Origin of the sequence: Parafrankia sp. Ea1.12 (assembly GCF_900465275.1) — a bacterium.
GTDB lineage: Bacteria > Actinomycetota > Actinomycetes > Frankiales > Frankiaceae > Parafrankia > Parafrankia soli.
The window spans coordinates 33,455-48,565 of record NZ_UBIZ01000613.1; the positions used below are offsets into that span (position 1 = coordinate 33,455).

Here is a 15,111-nt window from a genome sequence, read left to right on the forward strand (position 1 = left end):
CTGAGCAGGGAAGCAAGGGCTGAGCAGGGAAGCAAGGGGGAGAGGCTTGACCGCGATCGTGGGTATACCCCCGGCCGTGACCGAGGAGACCGAGCCGTTCTGGACGGCGGCTCGTGAAGGCCGGTTGCTCGTCGAGCACTGCCCGGCCTGCGGGTCCGACTCCTTCCCGCCGTACGGGGCCTGCCGGGTGTGCCGGAGCCGTCCGGTCGAGTTCGTGGAGATCACCGAGCGCGGCCGGGTGTACAGCTTCACGGTCAACCACCAGCGCTGGATGCCCGGTCTCGAAGTGCCCTACGCGATCGTCCTCGTCGAGTTCCCGGGCCATCCGGGCGTGCGGGTGGCCGGCCGGCTGCGCGGCTGCCCCCCGGAGGCCGTGGAGATCGGGATGGCGGTCGAGGTCGGCTTCGAGCCGGGGCCCGGCGACTTCGCCGTCCCGAGCTTCGTCGCCGTCGACCGCGCCTCCGAGAGCGGCGCCGGGGCGACCGCGTGACGGGCACCGAGCACTTCGAGAAGCGGGTCGTGCTCTCCGGCGTCGGCCAGTCGGCCGTCGGGCGGCGCATCGACCGCTCCGGGTTCCAGCTGACCCTCGACGCCGTTCACGCCGCGATCGAGGACGCCGGCCTGCAGGTCGACGACATCGACGGCCTGGCCATGTTCCCCGGCGGCGGCAAGGCCAACCTGCCCGGCTACGCCAACGGCAACCTGTACGAGATCCAGGACGCCCTGCGCCTCACCACCACCTGGCGGCAGGGCCAGGTCGAGGGCATGAGTCTGCCCTTCTACGGCCCGGCGCAGGCGATCGCGACCGGCCAGGCCCGCCACGTCGTCATCTGGCGGACGGTGAAGGAGGGCAGCGCCGCGCGCAACGCCGGCGGCCGCCCCGCCTACGGGTCGATCCACCCGGCGGCCGAGGGGCCGCTGGCCTGGCTGCTGCCGATCGGCGCGCTCTCCCCGGTGTGCCAGGTGGCCCCCTACGCCACCCGGTACATGCACGAGTACGGCGTCACCCGCGAGCAGCTCGCCTGGATCCCGGTGACCCAGCGCGCGCACGCCGCCCTCAACCCGGACGCGGTCTACCGCGACCCGCTGACCGTCGACGACTACCTGGCGTCGCGCATGATCTCCACGCCGATCTGCCTGTACGACTGCGACGTTCCCGTCGACGGGGCCACCGCGATCGTCGTCTCGGCGGCGGAGACGGCCCCCGACCTGCGGGCACCGGTCGCCATCGAGGCGATGGCCGGGGTCGTGGACGGACGCCCCTCGTGGGAGCAGTGGGAGGACATGGGCCGGGTCGGCCACGCCACCGCGGCGGCCCTGTGGAACCGGACCGGTCTGCGGCCCGCCGACGTCGACGTCGCCCAGCTCTACGACGGCTTCACCATCGAGGCCGTCTGGTGGCTCGAGGCGATGGGATTCTGCGGTACCGGCGAGGCGGGCGCCTTCGTCGAGGGCGGCAAGCGGATCGCGCTCGGCGGCGACCTGCCGCTCAACACCTGGGGCGGGCAGCTCTCCGGCGGGCGTCTGCACGCCTCCTTCGGTCACACCGCCGAGGCGATCCGTCAGCTCCGCGGCGAGGCCGGGGCACGGCAGGTGGTCGGCGCGGAAGTCGCCGCGGTGACCAACGTCGGCGGATACGAGGCGGGCGCGGCCCTTCTGACGCGCTGGCGTGGCTGAGAGAGGAGACGTCGGATGGCACGAAGTTCTGGACGGGTCGAGGGAAAGGTCGCCATCGTCACCGGAGCCGGCTCCACGCCGGGTGACGGGATAGGCACCGGGAAGGCCAGCGCCGTGGTGCTCGCCCGGGAGGGCGCGAGCGTCCTGCTCGTCGACCTGTACCCCGAGCGCGCCGAGCTGACCTTAAAGATGATTGAGGAAGAGGGCGGCAAGGCGAAGGTTTTCGCCGCCGACGTCACGCAGGCGGACCAGTGCGAGGCGATGGTCGCGGCGGCCGTCGAGAACTTCGGCACGGTCGACATCCTCGTGAACAACATCGGGCTGGCCTCCCTGGGCACCGTCGTGGACCTCTCGGAGGAGGCCTGGGACCGCGCCCTCAACGTCAACCTGCGCACGGTCTTCCTGGCGTCCAAGTACGCCGTGCCGGTGATGGCCGCCCAGGGCTCCGGCTCGATCGTCAACATCTCGTCGATCTCCGCGCTGCGGGGCGACGGCACGATCGCCTACTCGGCGGCCAAGGGCGCGATGCTCGCGATGACCGTCGACATGGCCTACTCGCACGGGCGGCAGGGCATCCGGGTCAACGCGATCGCGCCGGGGCACATCACCACCCCGATGGTGAACTCCGTCTCCGGGCAGGACCCGCGGGCCGACTTCCGCACGCAACTGCGCAACGAGGCCGGCCTGCTCGGCACCCCGGGCACCGGCTGGGACGTCGGCTGGGCCGTGGCCTTCCTCGCCTCCGACGAGGCACGCTGGATCACCGGCATCACCATGCCGGTGGACTCCGGAGTCCTCAGCATCACGCCGCTGTCGATGGCGCAGTACCTGCGCGCCATCCCGGAGTAATAGCCGCCGCACCGCTGGGCTGACCGCGCCGGGCGGCTCGCCGGGACGGACGACACTGTTCCGCCCCGGCGGGCCGCCTTCACCATTGCCGCAGCGCGCCGAGTACTTCAGCGTGCGGACTACTTCAGCGCGAGGACCTTCGACGCGGCGAACTTCCCGCCGTCGGCGGCGCTTCCGTCGAACCCGTACATGATGTGCGCGAAGAAGTTGAACCCCGAGGCGCAGACAGGGTCGCCGAGATTGCAGTACTCCTTGGCCTTCGGGCCGTAGAGCGGACTCGCCGTGGTGATCTTACCGGCGGTCAGTGCCAGTGGGTTGCCGAACACGACCACCGCCGCGACCCGCGGGGCGAGTTCCTTCGGAATGGTCTCGCCCAGGTCGAGGAACGTCGGAATCCCGATCGAGATGTCCGTGACGCTGGCACCCTGCGAGTACCCGCCCAGCACGAACTTCGTGTTCGGGCAGGCGGCCGCGGTCGCCTTCACGTGCCGGGTCATGTCGGTGGCCCCAGGGCCGGCCGACGTCTGTGCGTAGTCCGCGGCGTAGTTCACGGCGTACGAGGCGACCGTCTTACCGGGCAGGTTCTGTTTCACGGCGTTGACGAACGGGCCGCCGGTGATGCCCAGGCCGGGCAGCTCACCGCTGCCCCGGGCGAAAACGACCTCCACGTCGGAACAGGTGGCCGCCTGCGCGGGTCCGGCGACGATGCCACCGCCGAGGGTGCAGGCCGTCGCGGCGACGGCGAGCGCCAGGGCGCGACGTTTCCAGGAGCCGACAAATCTCATGCGCGAATCTCCTCGCGTAATCGACCAGCGCAGTGCGGCTGGTCTGTTGTCCCACCCCCTCCCCTTGTCAAGCTTTGGTGCGTTTTGGACGCTATCGTCCGGTCTGCCCGTGGGTAACGAGTACCTGATCGGGTTCACCCGAAAGTGCCACCGGAGCGCCACGCAGGGACACCGTCGTCGCCCGTGGGGCCGGCGCTCCGTGTCCGTGCCGTGTTCCCTGTCCCGCAAGCCTTTTCGTGGCCGCACTCAACCTGGCGGCGCGCGGCGGCGTTCAGGAGGGCAGGACCACGGAAGGGACGTATCGGGTGCTGGAACGCGAGGAGCGGGCGTTCGAGGAGTTCGTCGCGCGCACGGGCGACCGGCTGGTGCGCTGCGCGGTGTTGCTGGTCGGCGACCGGGGGACGGCCGAGGACCTGGTCCAGGGGGCTCTGGAGCGCACCTACCGGCACTGGCCGCGGGTGTCCGCCGGGCACCCGGAGGCCTATGTGCGGCGGGCGCTGGTCAACGCGGCGGCGAGCCGGTGGCGCCGGTTCCGGATCCACGAGGTGCCGCTGGGTGCGGACACCGAGATCGGCCTGCCGGACCACGCCGACCGGTTGTCGGTGCGCGACGAGCTCATCCGTGCCCTGATGACCCTGCCCGTCCGACAACGCGCGGTGCTCGTGCTGCGCTACCTCGACGACCTGCCCGAGGCGGAGGTCGCGGCCGCGCTCGGCTGCAGCGTCGGCTCGGTCAAGAGCCAGGCCTCGCGCGGACTCGCCCGACTGCGGGCCAGCGCGCACCTCGACGACGTCCTGCCGGCGGAAAGGAGGACTCCGTGACCATCGACGTCGAACGGGATCTACGAGCGGCCATGCGGGCCGTGACGGCCGAAGTCACGGCCCGCCCGGACACCACCCGCCTGGTGCGCGAGCGGTTCCGCCTGCGTCGGCGCAGGCGGCGGGTCGCGCTCGCCGCGGCGGTGGCGGTGCTCGTGGTCGCCATCCCCACGGGTCTGGGCCTGGCCCGGTCGGACTCCGACACCGTCGAGGTCAGGCCGGCCCGCCCGTCACCGACCGCCAGTCCGGCCGCTGGGCCGACGTCCGCCCCGACCGCCGGTCCGGGTTCCGGGCTGGGGCCTGGTCGGGACGTGGGGGGCGTCGGCATCACCTGGATACCCGCCGAGATGACCTTCGAGGAGGACACGAGCGGTGCCGGCACCGGCGAGCCCACCCCGGACATCGCCACCTACTGGTCGTCCTTCAACGCGATGATGGGTAAGCAGATGGCGTTCGTCATGGTCACGGTCAGCTGGGGGCCGGTACCGACCCTCGACGCCGTCGAGTCGAGCATGCGCGTGCAGCCAGAGCGGACCTTCGCCCGCACGACGGTCCGGGGCCGGCCGGCCGTGTTCACCCGCATGGACCCCAAGCGGGAGTTCGCCCTCGTCTGGGCCGAGCAGGACGGGCTGCTCATCGAGGTAGCCGCCGGCACTCCTCTCACCGAAGACGAACTGCGCCGGGTCGCTGAAGGGCTGGTAGTCGGAGCCCGGCCAACGCTCGACCCGAAGACCGAGCAGGCCGTCCGCGAGGCCGTCACACGGGCGTACGCCATGGACGGGCCTGCGGACCGGGCGCTCGCGGCGATCGAGAACGGGCCGGGCCTCGCCGAGACCAGGAGTCGCTTCCTCGCAAACCATCCCGGGTTGGCACACACCCTGCGGGTGACCGTGCAGGACGTGGTGCTGCGGGACCCGGAGCACGCCGTGGCCTCGTTCACGCTGAACTTCACCGACCCAACCATCCTGAGGCCGTTCACCGGGCAGTGGGACGAGCCCCGCTCGTACTCCACGAGCGGCAAGGTCATCCACACGGCGGGCGGCTGGAAGGTCAGCCGCGCCAGCTACTGCATGACCATCCTTGATGACTGCCCGATCGAGACACCTGCCACCCCGGCGGGCGGGCCCTCATGACCGCGCCGGAGCGGCCGGCGCGTCGATCAGGGCAGGACCGCGACGAAGCGCCAGTCGAGGACGTCCCGGTCGGGTTCCTGGCCGGGCTCGCCGTCGCCGGGGCCGCCGTCGCCGGGGCCGCCGTCGGCGCGTACCCGCGAGCGCAGGCTGACCAGGCCGCCGCCCGCGGCGAGCGGGGTGAGGTCCTCCACCGTGATGTCGCTGCGCAGGGTGTCGCCCTCGTACACCGGCCCGACGTGGTCGCAGCCGTGCCAGCCGGTGACGGTGACCAGCCGCGGCAGTGCCCGCGTGACCTGGGCGAACGCGAGGCCGATGGTGTGACCGCCGTAGACCAGCCGCCGCCCGCCGCCGGCCCGGGTGTCGTGGTGCACCTGGGCGATGTTCAGAGTGAGCCGGGCCAGCTCGGGCGCGCTGGACACGACGTCGCCGCCGCCGACCCGCCAGCTCTGCCCGACCTTGAGATCGGCGAAGCCCGCGCCCTCGGTCGCGGCCGCGAAACGCTCGAGGTCCCAGCCCTCGACGACGGCCCCGAGCTCCGCCGTCCCGGCCGTCTCGACGGTCCCGATGGCCTCGATGTCGTCGCGGTGCCCGGTGGTCCGGTCGGGGTCGCGCAGCGGGAGCATCGCGCACCGCCAGAAGTCCAGGACGGGCCGGTCGAGCTGGTCGACGGTGGTGATGCGCAGCACCGCCAGCCCGGTCGGCCGGCGCCCGGGCCGGACGCTGTTCTGCCGCAGTGCGACGACCTCGGTGGACGTCCGCAGCGTGTCGCCGATCTCGGGCGCCCGGCGGAAGACCAGCCCGCGGTAGAACAGGTTGGCCTTCACGTGATGGGTGACCACCGTGGACTGCCCGATGGCGACGTCCCAGACGACGTTCGGCGGGGCGAGCGCCGCGGCGCCGGTCACCTCGGCGCACAGTGCGGTGTCGAGGGCCAGGGCGAGCCGGCCGCCGACGATCGAGCGGTGGACGTCCGTGAGGCCGGCGGTCAGCGTGACCCCCGGCGCGGAGCGGAACCGCTGCCCGACGGCCAGCTCGTCGAAGTAGGGCCCCTCGGCGACCGATCCGATCGTCATCCCGCCCGTCCCGTCGTCTCACTCGCGATCACGCCGGTGTCGATCAGCCGGCCGATCTCGGCATCCGTCAGGCCGAGTATCTCGCCCAGGACGGGCGCGGTGTCCTGGCCGAGGCGCGGTGCCTCACCGGGCGCGCCGTACTCGCCGTCCCAGCGCATCGGCGAGCGCGCCGTGATCGCCGTGACGGTTCCCGAGGACGGCTCGTGAGCCGGCAACCGGACCTCCGCGAGCAGCGGGATCGGGTCCGCGGCGTGCGCTGCGACGACGTCGGACATGCCCCGGTACCGGCCCCACAGCACGCGGGCGGCGTCGAGCTCGTTGCTGACCTGCTGGTAGTCGCGGGCGGCGAACCAGGGACGCAGCACCGCGGCGATGGTCTCGCGTAGCCGGTACCGGTCGGCCTCGTGGGCCAGGTCGGCGTCCAGCGCCGTTTCGAGGGCGGCGAACACCTCGCCGGTCTTGGTCACCGAGCACAGCGCCGCCCACTGGCCCTCGGTGAGCGCCACCACCATCACCCGGTTGCCGTCGCTGCAGGTGAAATCGACGCCGAAACTGCCGTAGACGTGGTTGCCATGCCTGGGCCGCTCGGTCCCGCGGGCCGCGGCCTCCGACAGCCAGCCGAGATTCGCCACACCGCTGAGCGCGACGTCTGCCAGCGCCAGCTCGACGAACGCGCCGGCCCCGGTGCGGTCGCGGTCGCGCAACGCGGCGAGAACCGCCGTCGACACGGTCAGCCCGGTGATGAAATCCCAGGCCGGCAGCACGTGGTTGACCGGAGCGCCGCCCTCCTCCCGCCCGGTGATTCCCGGCAGGCCGACCTCGGCGTTGACCGTGTAGTCGACGGCGGGCCGCCCGTCCGGATAGCCCTGGACGCGAACGTGGATCAGGTCCGGCCGGCGGGCGGTCAGGGCGTCGTAGGACATCCAGCGCCGCCCGACGACGTTGTCGACGAGGACACCGCGATCCGGCCCCGGCGCGGTGATCAAAGCTGTGACCAGCTCCTTGCCCGCGCCGGAACGCAGGTCGACCGCGACGGACCGCTTCCCCTTGTTGAGGGACGTCCAGTAGTAGCTCTCGCCGGTGGGTGCCACCGGCCAGCGCTGGTAGTCGCTGCCGCCGCCGATCGGGTCGACCCGGATCACGTCGGCCCCGAGCTGCGCGAGCGTCATCCCGCCGGTGGGCCCGGCGACGAAGCTCGCACATTCCACGACCTGCAGTCCCGCAAGCGGCCGCCGGGTCATGACGCCGCCCGTGTAAGGGCCGGGGTGAGCCGTCCGAACACCGGGGTGCACCGCCCGAGTGTCGGGGCGAGACAGCGCCCGCCACCGAAGCGTGCCCATGCCCTGCCCGGGCCAGACTCCGCGTCCATGCAGCCACCGCCATACATAGTCGTTAATCAATATTCAGCTCAGAGCATAAGCACCCTTGGATGTCCTGGTCAGCGGAACGCACCTCACCACTCGTCCGGCGATGTTGGTGGCGCCGGCCAGACGTCTCCCGGACCGCTCGGGAAGGTCCCGCCTCAGATCGGGTGGTTTTCACAGCGTGCAGGGCGGTGGCGGCGGCCCCTGCGGTGCGGCGGCCGCCGGGGCTGCGGGCGTCGTGCCGGCGGCGGGTGTGGCACCCGCCATCGCCGGGGCGACGACGCCGGTGTACCCGCTGCCGAGGATGAGGTGGATCCCGGTGATGGTCGAGTCGGCGCGGGCGATCGAGCCGGGTACCGCCGCCTGCACCGTCCACGCGGCCTGCTCCTGGCCGGGGCCGTAGCGCACCTGTGACGCCGCGCGGGGGTCGGCGTTGCCGGCGCTGGTTGCCTGGAACCCCTCCCGCACCAGCGCCGTGGTCACCTTCGCCGCCAGGCCGGACGTGCCGGAGCCGTTGTAGACGGCGACAGCGACCTGCGCGGGCGGGACGGTCACCGGGCCGGGCGTGGCCGAGGCGGTCGTGTCCTCGAGGGTGACGCCGTCGACCTGGCCGCCCAGCGGCATGACGATTTTCGCGAGGTCGACCGGGTCGTAGAGCTGCACCGCGCCGAAGCCGGGCAGCGTTCCGTTGTTCGGGTTTCCGCCGTCGGCGAGGCCGGGCGCGCGGGTCGGCAGGGTCTCGACGTGCATCGTGCCGGCCGCCATGCCCTTCATCGACAGTCCGAGGGCCATGAGCTCGTCGAGTGTGGTGTTACCGAGGGTGACCGCGCCGGTCGCGGCCCGGAGCAGCGCCGACGACTTGAGTGGGTTTGTCAGGACGTCGCCGCTGGTGGCCTTGCGGAGCACGGCGCCGAGGAACTGCTGCTGGCGGTTGATCCGGGCGATGTCGCCCTGCATGAAGCCATGCCGCTGCCGGACGAACGCGAGTGCCTGCTCGCCGTTGACGTGCAGAGTACCCGGGCCGCCGGACCAGCCGCTCATCGTGTCGTTGGTGTTGGTGCTCACCCGCCACCGCTTGTTGTCGTCCTGGAAGTGGTCCTTGAAGTCCGAGGGCAGCACGCAGACGTCGACGCCGCCGATCGCGTCGGTGATCTGTTTGAAGCCCGCGAGGTCGACCGACACGTAGTGGTCGACCCGCATCCCGGTCAGGCTCTCGATCATCTTCACCAGCAGCGACGGGCCGCCGTCGGTGATCGCCGAGTTGAACCTGCCCCGATGCTTCTTGTGCACCTTGCCGGCCGCGTCGGTGTACTCGGGAATGACGACGAGGGTGTCGCGCGGGAACGAGACCATCGTGGTGGCCCCGTCCTCGGCCACGTGGATCAGCATCGTGGTGTCAGAGCGCTGGCCGGCGACGAGCGAGGAGCCGCCGTACTCGTCGCCGGTGCCCGCGCGGCTGTCCGTGCCGACGAGCAGATAGTTCTCGACATCATGGTCCGCGGCCGGACGATCGTCACCCAGGTCAAGGTCGACGTGCGTGACGTTGCCGTTGGCGTAGGCGTACAGCGACCAGCCACCCACACTGAACAGCAGCACTGCGGCGGAAAGCGCGGCCGTGAGCACGGCGCCGAACCGCCCACCACGGAAACGCCCGCGCCGGGATCGGTCAAACCCACCGTCACCACGCAGGCTTAGCTGGGAGGGAAGCGGCGAATCTCCTGGCACGGCCACCCCTCAAACATCCGCCCGATGTACCCGATTGATGATGATAAGCGAGGTGGGTCGGGTCGAGGCAGGGCGGTGATCGGGTCACCCCAGATGTCCTGGCGATTGTCTGGCGCAGGATGGTTGTCAAGGATCACCGGTGCCGATTTCGCGGACGGTCAGTGGGTGATCCGAGCGGGAACGGGTTTGACACGGCAGCGGTACCAGACCCGAGGAAGCCGCCAGCGGTCGTCGGTGGAGTCATGCCGGATCCAGGAGGTCGTGGTGAACGACGCGGTCCGCGCCCGCAGACACGGTCTTAAACCCGTTCCGAATGATGCTTGGAGTTTGCGCAGGCAGATGATCGGGCAGGCGGGGCCGAGAAACGCCCGGTGGATGTCGACCCGGCGTTCCCACTGGGTGCGGAGCTGGCGAGACTGGTGCAGCCAGGGAAAGGTTCGGCCTTCTGGCCAACGTTGGCGGCCCAGGCCGGAGCCCGTGGAGCTTTCCACGGCGGGTTGGCAGCCACACGTCTCCGGGCAGTGGGACCCGAGATGCCCAGGTCCCGCATCCCGGGGCTTGGGGCTTCGCCGTGCTCGTGCCGGCTGCGGGGCCCCGTCAGCGCGGGGCTCCGCCGGGTATGGGCCGGGGCGGTCGCTCAGGCCCTTGCCTCGACCGCGTCCGTCGCTGCGGCGCCCGCGGTGCCCTCCGCCACGGAACCGGCGGCGGCCCCAGCGGCCCCGGTCGGCCGGTCGTGCGGGCTGCGCTGGTCGGGAACGACGGAGGTGGGTGCGGCCGACTTGCGGGCCGGGATGGCGAGGGCTACCAGGAAGGCCACCAGTGCGGCGCCGGCGCCGATCAGGAAGCCGACGCGCAGGCCGGTCAGTGACGGGACCTGCGTCGTCCCGAAGGAGATGGTCATGTTCGCCAGCACGACGCCGATCACGGCACTGGCCGTCGACGTCCCGATGGAGCGCATCAGGGTGTTGAGGCCGTTGGCGGCGGCGCCCTCGGAAGCGGGCACCGAGGCCATGATCAGGGTTGGCATCGCCGCGTAGGCGAGCCCCACGCCGCCGCTGATCGAACAGGCGATGACCAGGACGCCCACGGGGCTGCCCATCAGCCCGAGCGCGGCGACGTATCCGACGGTCATCACAGCTGTGCCGGAGAGGAGGGCGGCCTTCGGCCCGCGGGCGGTGATCAGGCGTCCGGCGAAGGGCGAGACGACCATCATCATCAGCCCCGCCGGCGCCATCCACAGGCCGGTGGCGAGCAGTGACTGGCCGAGGCCGTGCCCGGTGGCCCTGGGTAGCTGCATGATCTGCGGGCAGATCAGCGACATCGCGTACATCGCGAAGCCCAGCACGGTGGAGGACAGGTTCGTCAGGAGCACCGGGCGCCGGGCCGAGGTGCGCAGGTCGACCAGCGGGGCCTTCGTGCGCGTCTCCCACCGGCCCCAGGCCAGCAGGACGGCGACCGCGGCTCCGAACAGCCCCAGGGTGGTGGCGCTGGACCAGCCCCAGGTGCTCCCCTTCGACACGGCGAGCAGCAGCGCGACGAGGCCCGCGGAGAGGGCCACCGCTCCGGGCAGGTCGAAGCTGCCGGAACCCCGGACGGGGGACTCGGGGACCACGACCGTGACCAGCGCCATGAGGATCAGGGTGGCGATGGCCGAACCCCAGAACAGCACATGCCAGTCGAGGTTCTGCGCGACGATCGCCGCGATCGGCAGTCCCAGCGCGCCGCCGATGCCGAGCGACGAGCTCATCAGGGCCATGGCCGGGATCAGCCGCTTCGGTGGGAGAAGGTCACGCATGATGCTGATGCCCAGCGGGATGATCGCCAGACCGAGGCCCTGCAGGGCCCGGCCCGCCACGATCGGCACCAGGGAGTCGGTCAGGGCACAGACCAGCGAGCCCGCCACGAGGATGTAGCCGGAGAGCAGGAGCATCCGCCGCTTGCCGAACAGGTCGCCGAGCCGGCCGAAGACCGGGTTCGCGACGGCTCCGGTGAGCAGGGTCGCCGTGATGGCCCAGGACGCGTCGCTCGCGTTGGAGTGCAGGAGCTTCGGCAGTACCGGGATCAGCGGCACCATCAGCGTCTGCATGAGCGAGACCAGGACGCCGACCGCGGCCAGGACGGCGACGATGGCGCTGGCTCGTGACGGAGCGTCCGTCCCGGCTCCGGAGTCCGGGCCGGGGCCCGGGCCGGGGCCCGGACTCGCTCCGTTCGAGACTTCGCTGGCGTCCATGTGCACCCCAAGATTAGCTGTACAGTACAACTATGTGTATCACGCACATCGACGCGATGTCCGTGTACGACCGGTGGGTTCTTGGTCACACCTCGCGCGGAGGGGTTGTTATCTCCGCTGTCGGCTGAGCTTTTCATGCTGTTTGCCCATATTTGGTACTGGCCGATTGCGCTGACACCAGGGCAATGGGCGCAAAGGTGCAGGTCACGCGCGAGACTTCCGATGTCCCGGGTGGAACAGCCACCTCCCGGGAGCACCTGCTACGTCCTGGGGGGCTTCACATGAACCTTGTAAGGCACCTGGCGGCCGGTCACGTCCGGGGCGACTATCTCGACGGCATCGCGGTATTCAGCGGGATCCCCTACGCCGCCCCGCTGGACGGCCCCGCCCGCTTCGCCGCCCCCCGCTTACCCGAGCGGTGGACGGGCACCCTGGACGCCACCAGGTTCAGCCCCAGCCCGCCGCAGACCTCGTGGATGGGAGGGTTGGAGTCGCTGTGGCATCCCGGTGACGGCACCGACTGCCTGAGCGTGAACGTGTGGACGCCCGATCCCACCGGGCGTGGTCTTCCGGTGCTGGTGTGGTTCTACGGCGGCGCGTTCCTGATCGGCTCCGCCAGCCAGCCCGAGTACGACGGCGCGACGCTCGCCCGCGGGGGAGCGGTCGTGGTGACCGTGAACTACCGGGTCGGCTTCGAGGGGTTCGGCTGGCTGCCCGACGCGCCACTCAACCGCGGCCTGCTCGACCAGCTGGCCGCGCTGCACTGGGTGCGGGACAACATCGCGCAGTTCGGCGGCGACCCCGGCAATGTGACGATCATGGGCCAGTCCGCGGGTGGTACCTCGGTGGCCGTGCTGGTGGCGGCGGACGAGGGGCGGGGGCTGTTCAACCGCGCGATCGCCCAGAGCGTCGCCGGTGGCTTCCTCACCCCGGAGCACGCCCGGGCGACCTCCGAGCGCATCGCCGCGGCCCTCGGGGTGCGCGCCACCGCCAGCGACCTGGCAGCCGTGCGCCCCGAGGCCATCCACGCGGTTCAGCATGAGGAAGGCCAGATCACGCCGTACGGGCCGATCCTGGGTGGGGAGCTCGTCCCCGGTCTGCCGTGGCGGCGGCTGCGCGGCGAGGTCGATCTCGTGGCCGGCTCCACCCGTGACGAGTACCGGCTGTTCGCCATCGCGGCGGGCGTGGCGGACGCCGATCCGACGGCGACCGCGGTGACGGTCGGCCTGCCGCCCTCGGCGGCCGGTGCCTACCGGGCGGCCCACCCGGATCTGTCCGATGCCGACCTGAACGCGATGATCCTCTCCGACGGCGCCTTCCGGATGCCCTCGCTGTGGTGCGTCGGCAACCATCCCGGCCGCGCCTACTGCTACGAGTTCGCCTGGCAGAGCCCCGCCTTCGCGGGCGCGCTCGGCGCCTGCCACGGCATCGACACCCCACTCACGTTCGGCAACTTCGTCGGGACGATGTCGTCGATGCTGCTCGGCAATCCCGTCCCGGCCGGGGTCGTCGACCTGTCGGAGCAGATGCGCTCGGCCTGGATCTCGTTCGCCGCGACCGGCGACCCCGGATGGCCGGTCTACCGGGCGGGCAAGGCGATCACCCGCATCTGGGACGTGCCGTCCCGCCTCGCGGCCGATCCGCAGGCGGTGTCCCGCCAGATCTGGGAGCAGGCCGCGACGGCGGGCTCCGGCCGCTGACAGGTTCCCTGAACCGCGGTCGGCCCGAGTCGCGTCACGAGACCCGGGGCAGGCCAGACGGACGGCGGTGTCAGGTGACCGGTAGTCGTCCCGTTACCAGGCGCGAGATCGACGCCTTGTGATCGTGATTGTTTCCGACCGTTTCGGACTGATTGGGGATGGTTCGACACGGCCGGAAGCACCTTGTGTGCACATCGCGTCGACGCTGGCCCAGGGCTGCGAACTGTGCTTTGCGTGACGATGTCTGTGCAGGTCAGGGCCCATATTTGGCGTCCTGGGAGTAGCGGCTACGATCCTCAAACTTCGCTAATGAAATGCTTAGGCACGAGGGTTGGGTGCCGTGGGCGGCCCAGTGAGGGAAGGCCTGCCGCGGCCACGACATCGCCGCGTGCGTTCGTCCGCGCGCTCATAGGGGGAATCTGTATGCGTAAGGCTGGAGTGGTCGGACCGTTATCCCTGGTAGCCGCGATCGTCGTGGGTGCCCTGACAGGGTGCTCGACATCGGGAGCAGGAGCCGGGGCAAACGGCCCCTGCGACAGTCCCGGAGTCACGGCCGACCAGGTCAAGTTCGGCTTCATCTTCTCCGACACGGGCACGGGCAGCGAGGCGCTCTCGTCGGCCCGCCTGGGGGTTGATGCCAGGATCGGGCTGGCCAACGAGGCGGGCGGGGTCAACGGCCGCCGCGTCACCTACGACTGGCGGGACGACGGAGCCTCCCCGGCCACGAACGTGCGGGTGACCCAGGATCTCAGCAGCTCCACCTTCGGCCTGGTGGGAGTGACCTCCTCGATCGGTGGCTCCCTCGACAGCCTCGAAAAAGAGGGAGTTCCGTACGTCGGTCTCACCCAGCCCTCCTACGCCAAGTACCCGAATGTCTTCGCGCACCTGTACGACGCGGCGCCGGAGACGATCGGCCGGTACTTCCAGGCCAACGGCGGAACGAAGGTCGCCATGGTGAGCACCGGGGGGTCGGCGTTCACCGAGGAGGTCGCCGGGCGGTACCGCAGCGCGTTCGAGGCCGTCGGTCTGCAGGTGGCCCCGCTGATTCCCTTCGCGGCCAGCGTCGACAGCCCGGCGCGGGTGGCCCAGCAGATCGCCGGCAGCGGCGCGAACGCGCTCATGGGCTTCACCACCGTGGACGACCTGGCCGCCATCGTGCAGGCCACCCGCCAGGCGAACCTGGCTCTCACTTCGACCGTCTCGACCAGCGGGTACGACCGCGGCGTGCTCGCCTCGACGGGGCCGGCGCTGCGCGGGGTCTCCTTCCCGGTCTATTTCCACCCGTTCGAGGCGGGCGGGCCGGCCATCGACCGCTACCGCGACGCGATGACCCGTTTCGCGCCGCAGGCCGTCCAGCCCGAAGAGAAGTTCGCCATGTACGGATACATCTACGCGGACATGTTCCTGCGCGGACTTGAGCTGGCCGGCGACTGCCCGACCCGCGAGGGCTTCATCAGCGCGCTGCGGAACGTGACCGACTACGACGCCGGCGGGCTCATCGAGGCGACCGACCTGCGCACCAACGCGACCACCCCGCTTCAGTGCGCCGCGTTCGTCCAGGTCAATCCGGCCGGTGACGCGTTCCAGGTGGTGCGCGAGCGACTCTGCGCCAACGGCCAGGGGAACTGAGCCCTCAGGCGGCGGGTGGTGGTGAGCGGCCCCACCCGCCGCCTCGGTTGACGACTCTCCCATACGCCCTCATAGTGAGGTTGCCTCACTATGAGGGCCGGATGATGCCGGCCCGTGACGTCCGACGC

The 15,111-nt window shown here is 71.2% G+C and carries 12 protein-coding genes; 7 read left to right on the top strand and 5 right to left on the bottom strand.

Annotation, left to right across the window (positions count from 1 at the left end; translation table 11 throughout):
- Nucleotides 1-46: 46 nt before the first annotated feature.
- Genes FMEAI12_RS33105 through FMEAI12_RS33115 form a run of 3 tightly spaced genes read left to right on the top strand, consistent with a single transcriptional unit; the run spans nt 47 to nt 2,526 of the window.
- Complete coding sequence (locus tag FMEAI12_RS33105; protein WP_112109065.1) at nt 47-490, top strand: Zn-ribbon domain-containing OB-fold protein; 444 nt, start codon at nt 47-49, stop codon at nt 488-490.
- Entirely contained in the window at nt 487-1,677 is a 1,191-nt protein-coding gene (locus tag FMEAI12_RS33110; protein WP_071059555.1) for a thiolase family protein, read from the top strand. Before FMEAI12_RS33105 ends, FMEAI12_RS33110 begins: the two co-directional genes overlap by 4 nt.
- Nucleotides 1,678-1,692: 15 nt before the next feature.
- Entirely contained in the window at nt 1,693-2,526 is an 834-nt protein-coding gene (locus FMEAI12_RS33115) for an SDR family NAD(P)-dependent oxidoreductase (protein ID WP_112109066.1), read from the top strand.
- Nucleotides 2,527-2,645: 119 nt separating this feature from the next.
- Here the strand turns inward: FMEAI12_RS33115 and FMEAI12_RS33120 are convergent, their stop codons facing one another.
- Nucleotides 2,646-3,311, bottom strand: a complete 666-nt coding sequence (locus FMEAI12_RS33120) for a cutinase family protein (RefSeq protein ID WP_112109067.1) — start codon at nt 3,309-3,311, stop codon at nt 2,646-2,648.
- Nucleotides 3,312-3,547: 236 nt separating this feature from the next.
- On the opposite strand from FMEAI12_RS33120, the gene FMEAI12_RS33125 reads away from it, so the two are divergent.
- On the top strand, nt 3,548-4,132 hold the full coding sequence (locus FMEAI12_RS33125; RefSeq protein WP_306769279.1) for a SigE family RNA polymerase sigma factor: 585 nt from the start codon (nt 3,548-3,550) through the stop codon (nt 4,130-4,132).
- On the top strand, nt 4,129-5,262 hold the full coding sequence (locus FMEAI12_RS33130) for a hypothetical protein (RefSeq protein WP_112109068.1): 1,134 nt from the start codon (nt 4,129-4,131) through the stop codon (nt 5,260-5,262). The genes FMEAI12_RS33125 and FMEAI12_RS33130 overlap by 4 nt, the downstream gene beginning before the upstream one ends.
- 26 nt (nt 5,263-5,288) lie before the next feature.
- Here the strand turns inward: FMEAI12_RS33130 and FMEAI12_RS33135 are convergent, their stop codons facing one another.
- From FMEAI12_RS33135 to FMEAI12_RS33150, 4 genes are all read right to left on the bottom strand, one after another.
- Nucleotides 5,289-6,335 carry a MaoC family dehydratase gene (locus FMEAI12_RS33135; protein ID WP_112109069.1) on the bottom strand — a complete coding sequence of 349 codons (1,047 nt, stop codon included), beginning with the start codon at nt 6,333-6,335 and terminating at the stop codon, nt 5,289-5,291.
- Nucleotides 6,332-7,576 (bottom strand): CoA transferase, encoded by a 1,245-nt coding sequence (locus FMEAI12_RS33140; RefSeq protein ID WP_112109070.1) that lies wholly within the window; start codon nt 7,574-7,576, stop codon nt 6,332-6,334. The genes FMEAI12_RS33135 and FMEAI12_RS33140 overlap by 4 nt, the downstream gene beginning before the upstream one ends.
- 297 nt (nt 7,577-7,873) lie before the next feature.
- Nucleotides 7,874-9,322, bottom strand: coding sequence for an LCP family protein (locus FMEAI12_RS33145; RefSeq protein WP_306769280.1), 1,449 nt, complete (start codon nt 9,320-9,322; stop codon nt 7,874-7,876).
- A gap of 739 nt (nt 9,323-10,061) precedes the next feature.
- Entirely contained in the window at nt 10,062-11,654 is a 1,593-nt protein-coding gene (locus FMEAI12_RS33150; protein ID WP_112109071.1) for an MFS transporter, read from the bottom strand.
- 281 nt (nt 11,655-11,935) lie between these two features.
- On the opposite strand from FMEAI12_RS33150, the gene FMEAI12_RS33155 reads away from it, so the two are divergent.
- Both FMEAI12_RS33155 and FMEAI12_RS33160 read left to right on the top strand, forming a co-directional pair.
- Entirely contained in the window at nt 11,936-13,354 is a 1,419-nt protein-coding gene (locus tag FMEAI12_RS33155) for a carboxylesterase/lipase family protein (RefSeq protein WP_112109072.1), read from the top strand.
- Nucleotides 13,355-13,777: 423 nt separating this feature from the next.
- Complete coding sequence (locus tag FMEAI12_RS33160; RefSeq protein ID WP_112109073.1) at nt 13,778-14,983, top strand: ABC transporter substrate-binding protein; 1,206 nt, start codon at nt 13,778-13,780, stop codon at nt 14,981-14,983.
- The last annotated feature ends 128 nt before the right edge of the window (nt 14,984-15,111 follow it).

Excerpts from the sequence above, each read along its gene's own strand:
- FMEAI12_RS33115 (WP_112109066.1), top strand. The coding sequence starts at position 1,693 with ATGGCACGAAGTTCTGGACGGGTCGAGGGAAAGGTCGCCATCGTCACC.
- FMEAI12_RS33120 (WP_112109067.1), bottom strand. The coding sequence starts at position 3,311 with ATGAGATTTGTCGGCTCCTGGAAACGTCGCGCCCTGGCGCTCGCCGTC.
- FMEAI12_RS33135 (WP_112109069.1), bottom strand. The coding sequence starts at position 6,335 with ATGACGATCGGATCGGTCGCCGAGGGGCCCTACTTCGACGAGCTGGCC.
- FMEAI12_RS33140 (WP_112109070.1), bottom strand. The coding sequence starts at position 7,576 with ATGACCCGGCGGCCGCTTGCGGGACTGCAGGTCGTGGAATGTGCGAGC.
- FMEAI12_RS33150 (WP_112109071.1), bottom strand. The coding sequence starts at position 11,654 with ATGGACGCCAGCGAAGTCTCGAACGGAGCGAGTCCGGGCCCCGGCCCG.
- FMEAI12_RS33155 (WP_112109072.1), top strand. The coding sequence starts at position 11,936 with ATGAACCTTGTAAGGCACCTGGCGGCCGGTCACGTCCGGGGCGACTAT.
- FMEAI12_RS33160 (WP_112109073.1), top strand. The coding sequence starts at position 13,778 with ATGCGTAAGGCTGGAGTGGTCGGACCGTTATCCCTGGTAGCCGCGATC.